Source organism: Paracoccus limosus (genome assembly GCF_009711185.1).
Classification (GTDB): domain Bacteria; phylum Pseudomonadota; class Alphaproteobacteria; order Rhodobacterales; family Rhodobacteraceae; genus Paracoccus; species Paracoccus limosus.
The window spans coordinates 1-3969 of record NZ_WMIF01000059.1 but is presented as its reverse complement, the minus strand read 5'-3'; the positions used below and the strand labels follow the sequence as shown (position 1 = coordinate 3969).

General features: G+C 61.9%; 2 protein-coding genes and 1 pseudogene. 2 read left to right on the top strand and 1 reads right to left on the bottom strand.

Features of this window, described 5'->3' with window-relative positions; all coding sequences use genetic code 11:
• The first annotated feature begins 342 nt into the window (after positions 1–342).
• Positions 343–1761: a cardiolipin synthase gene (gene cls / locus GL279_RS18940; RefSeq protein ID WP_343039863.1), complete on the top strand. Its 1419-nt coding sequence runs from the start codon at positions 343–345 to the stop codon at positions 1759–1761.
• Between the two features lie 443 nt (positions 1762–2204).
• Here cls and GL279_RS19685 read toward each other — a convergent pair whose 3' ends face one another.
• Positions 2205–2564 (bottom strand): hypothetical protein, encoded by a 360-nt coding sequence (locus GL279_RS19685; protein WP_343039865.1) that lies wholly within the window; start codon positions 2562–2564, stop codon positions 2205–2207.
• On the opposite strand from GL279_RS19685, the pseudogene GL279_RS18930 reads away from it, so the two are divergent.
• Positions 2487–3848, top strand: a pseudogene (locus GL279_RS18930) (recombinase family protein); the annotation flags it as partial. The gene GL279_RS19685 and the pseudogene GL279_RS18930 overlap by 78 nt on opposite strands.
• Positions 3849–3969 lie beyond the last annotated feature (121 nt).

Sequence of the window (3969 nt, the reverse complement as noted above, 5' to 3'; positions counted from 1 at the left end):
ATCAGCATCCCGTGCTCGGCCTCCGATAATCATCGAAGGCACAATGGACCCAACCCCCGGTCGGTGGGGTCCCTTTTGGACGCCGATCACCCCAGAAGCGGGGTCCTTATTGCAAGCCGTTCAACACTCCTCTCTGTGGATCCTCGCAGACCCACCTTGGCACAGCGACGCCGTCGGGGGGCGGTCACATCATCAACGCCCCTGACTGGAGCCAACGTTACATGCCCGGAGCCCGCTGCTCGGCAATTTCCACCACCTTCGCGACACGACCATTTCCGTTTCTAAAATCGCTGCTACGATAAGCGCGCTATTTTACTCTTTGACTCGGGAGCCGCTCGCCAGGTGACGACAGTTCTTGCGACAATACTGGCTGTTTTTGGCGCCTTGGCAGTCGCCTATTGCGTCTGGGCCGCGATTGCATCGGCGCGCACGCCACAGGGTGCAGCCGCTTGGGTCGTCTTTCTCGTTTCATCGCCGTGGTTCGGCGTTCCAGCCTTCCTTGTGCTCGGTCGCCGCAAAGTCCGCGACTATCGCGCGGCATGGCGAGAAAGCCATGACCTGTTCAGCATACAAGATACCGAAGCGAGCAGAGGCACCCTCCCGTTTGAACGGGAGAAAACGCTGCGCGCGCTCGAACGCATCGGGGGACTGCCATTTACCGGCGGAAATGAGGTCCGGCTGCTGATCGACGGCGGCGCGACCTTCGATGCCATCTGCGCAGTGGTCGACAGCGCGCGCGAAAGCGTATGTGTGCAGTTCTACATCATACGAGACGACGGGCTTGGACGGCGCTTGGCGGATCACCTCGTTGCTGCCGCCGCGCGCGGCGTGAAGGTCCGCGTGATGTATGACGGGGTGGGCAGCCAGAAACTGCCGGAGGCCTGGGCCGCCAGATTGCGCGACGCCGGTGTCGCCGTGCTGAACCCGGATCACTCCAGAGGTCCAACATCGCGGTTGGAGATCAACTTTCGTAATCATCGCAAAACGGTTGTCGTCGACGGTGACGTGGCCTTTGTCGGCGGGCACAACGTGGGCGACGAGTATCTCGGCCTTGACCCGCAGTTCGGCCGCTGGAGAGACACACATGTCGAGATCCGGGGGCCGGTCGCGGGGCAGATACAAGCCGTTTTCGCGGAGGACTGGCATTGGGCCAGCAGCGAGTCCCTGACGGACGATTTGCCATGGGAGGCGGGTGACGCGACGGACCCGGAAAACGCCACGCTTGCAGCCCTAGTGCCAACGGGGCCCGGAGACCCGATCGACAGCGGTAGCCTGATGTTCTTCACCGCGATCACGGCTGCCCGGGACAGGATCTGGATCGCCTCGCCCTATTTCGTACCGGACACCGACATCATGTCCGCGCTCGTCTCTGCGGCCCTTGCAGGTCGGGATGTGCGGATTCTGCTCCCCTCCACGATCGACCATTATCTGCCGTGGCTCGCTTCGCACGCCTATTTCGACGAATTGCGTGCAACAGGCGTGCGGTTCTTCCGCTATTGCGACGGCTTTTTGCACCAGAAGGTCATTCTCGTGGATGACGATCTGGCAGCGGTCGGGACCGCGAACCTCGACAACCGTTCCTTCCGGCTCAATTTCGAGAGCATGGTCTTCGTCGCAGACGGGGCCTTTGCGTCCGACGTGGAGCGCATGCTGTCTGACGATTTTGTACAGAGCGATGAACTGATCAGCGCGCTTGTCGATCAGCCGCTTCACATCCGGATCAGTTCGCCTCTTGCGCGGCTTTGGGCACCGCTTCTTTGAGAGTAATGAGGATTGTCACCTAGTGCGATGGTCGCAGCAAAGAGCCGCTCATCCTGGCTGTCAGATTTCCCGAACCACCTCTGACGATGCTGCCCGGCAACTCAGCCTCGGCCTGCCGGACCTGTGAGGAACGGAGAGGGCTGAGGGGTTCACCATCGAGACCAGCAACCACCATCGGCGCGGCCCATTTTCCCGCATTGCCATGCGCGGCGTCTCCGCGTTAGACTGATCTCAGGACATGGCTGGAACGTCTTGCTGTGCGAGCAGATGTTCAAATCCCCTGGCGAGCCGCAAATTCGCACATCGTCGCGCCAGTATTTTTGCGACGCCATGCTGCTCAGGAATACGCCAATGCCCGACCCAGCCCTCCATTCCCCGCCAAACGCCGCCGGGCGCTTCTCTGTAACGCATTGTAAATGCGGCGTAGTCTTTGTGCAGGCTCTTCAGGGATCGGCACGGGAATGGCACGGCAACGACAAACCACCCCATCGAAGCTTCGGCTGGTCACCGAGACCACGGATGAAGCCATTGCGCGCGTTGCTGGCACCCGCAAACCCGACCCCCGCCTCGCCGATCTCGTCCGGCAACTCGCCCGGCAGGCAGCGCGCGACCTTATTCAACAGGAGACGGCCCGTTTGGCGGGCGACCGCCTCCCCGACTGAGTTGTCCGCATGAAGGTCGCGCTCTACGCCCGCTACTCGTCCGACAACCAGCGCGACGCCTCGATCACCGATCAGCTGCGCATGTGTCGCCTGCGCGCCGAAAAGGAAGGCTGGACCGTCGTCGAGGAATATACTGATCACGCCATCTCCGGCGCCAGCATGATCCTGCGACCGGGCGTCCAGTCCCTGATCTCCGATTCCCTGCGCGGTCGCTTCGACATGATCATGGCCGAGGCGATGGACCGGCTGTCGCGCGACCAGGAGGATATCGCCGGCATCTTCAAGCGCATGACCTATGCCGACGTGAAGATGTTCACCCTGTCCGAGGGCGAGATCACCCATCTGCATGTCGGGTTGAAGGGCACGATGAATGCGCTGTTCCTGAAGGATCTGGCCGACAAGACCCGCCGTGGGCTGCGCGGTCGGGTCGAGGATGGCAAATCCGGCGGCGGACTCTGCTACGGCTATGATGTGGTGAAGAGGTTCGATGATCGTGGGGAAGCTGTCCGGGGCGACCGGACCATCAACGAGGCCGAAGCCGGGATCGTGCGCCGCATTTATGCGGATTATCTCGACGGGAAATCATCGCGCACCATCGCCATGTCCCTGAACCGCGATGGCATACCGGGGCCGCAAGGCAGCGAATGGGGGCCATCGACAATCCACGGCAACCCGAAGCGCGGCACCGGCATCCTGAACAACGAGCTTTATGTCGGCAAGCTGGTCTGGAACCGGCTGCGCTATATCAAGGATCCCGACACCGGCCGGCGCGTATCCCGCCTGAACCCGGAATGCGAATGGGTCGTCCATGAGGTGCCTGACCTGCGCCTCATCGACCAAGACATCTGGGATGCCGTCAAGGCACGGCAGAGCCGCCTTGCCTATGATGTGGTCGAGACCAGTCCCAATCCCCTGAACGACCGGCGCCGCCCGAAGCATCTCTTTGCCGGCCTCGTCAAATGCGGCTGCTGCGGGGGCGGCTATACGATGATCTCCAAGGACCTGCTCGGCTGCGCGACGGCGCGCAACAAGGGCACTTGCGACAACCGGCTCAACATCCGACGTGACGCCCTCGAAGCGTCGATCCTGAACGGGCTGCGCAAGCATCTGATGGACCCTGCGCTGTTCAGGGAGTTCTGTACCGAGTTCACCAGGGAGGTGAATCGGCTGCGCATCGAGCGCGGCACCGATCTGGAGGGTTGGAAACGGGAACTGGAGCGTGTCGACAAGGAGTTGGACAAGATCGTCGACGCGATCGTGCAAGGCTTCCCGCTATCGAAGCTGAAGGACAAGTCCGAGAAGCTGGAAGCCCGCAAAGCTGAACTGACGGAGAAACTGGCCAACGCGGACGAGCCGCCTCCCCTTCTGCACCCGAACATGGCGGCACTCTATGCGCAGCGGATCGGCCAACTCTACGAACATCTGTAAGCGCGACGCTGATCCCCTCCTGCCGCTGGTGATCTGAACGGGCCAATCTCCGTGCGCATGAACGTCGGAGGTGTTGGCTTGGAACGAGACGGCAAAATGGGCGGCCATTTGGACGGCT